Below are 981 nucleotides of genomic sequence, written 5' to 3' on the forward strand. Positions count from 1 at the left end.
TTTCCCCCCCCCCCCCCCCCCCCTCCTCATGAGGTTTTATAGAAGAAATGAGGGTTAATAGCATTACAGATGGCACACTCATACAATGCTATTCAGAGATATTTTAGATTCTACACAGGTGCTTATCCCTTCAGTAGGCAGGCTGAAAACCACAAATACAGATGCTTTAAAACGCTTTGAGAAAGATAGCTTGAAAGAACTCAGGCGAAGAGCAATTCCATTTTTTAGCTTCACACGAGAAACTGAACTTGAGTGGTTATTCCTTGCATAACATCATGACTACCTACACGTTTATTGGACTGGACTATTAACCCTCTAGTTGCAATACATTTAACATGTCTTTCGAATAAAGAGAGTGATTTCGCTGTTTATAAAAACATACAGTCTAAATGGATTAAACTGGTGATCCACATGTAATAGATGATGTTATAGGCTTAAGGCCACTGCATCATGACTCAAAATATGTTAATCAAGATTGTGCTTGTAGTACCATTCACCCAGATCCTCACACGCCATTTAAATCCAAATCGATAACAAAATACATTATTGATAAAGGCAGTAGAGAGGACATTATTCGTTGGCAGATAAACCAGTTTGGCTTGAGGCCTTTTACATCTACCCTGGACTAGATTGCCTAGCTAAAAAGATGCTCTTGAGGGTTTTAGACACACAGCTAAACAATGGTAGCGTTCATACCCTGTCTGGGATTCTTCATAGTGATGACCTTACGTTATTGTCTCCATCCCTATAGGCGGTCACTGCGTTCAAGTAGGTCACGGCTAAACTTCAGGTAACAAAAAAGGCCAGCCTCAATGAGGATGGCCTATCTTTATGTCTCTTGAGCTACTTTGTTTGTAAGCGTCCACTGAATACACCCTACCGGATTGAATCCACACTTGTTTAGATCCCCATTTAAATTAGATGGGGATCTAACTCATGAATGATTATGCGAAGCTGCCAAGGCGTCGTTATTCCAATCAG

At 40.7% G+C, this 981-nt stretch carries 1 pseudogene; it reads left to right on the forward strand.

The window, feature by feature from the left end:
- Positions 1-291: 291 nt before the first annotated feature.
- Positions 292-417 (forward strand): annotated as a pseudogene (locus FH755_RS13980) (hypothetical protein); the annotation flags it as partial.
- Positions 418-981: the final 564 nt, after the last annotated feature.

Source organism: Methylophaga sp., assembly GCF_009711715.1.
Lineage (GTDB): Bacteria > Pseudomonadota > Gammaproteobacteria > Nitrosococcales > Methylophagaceae > Methylophaga.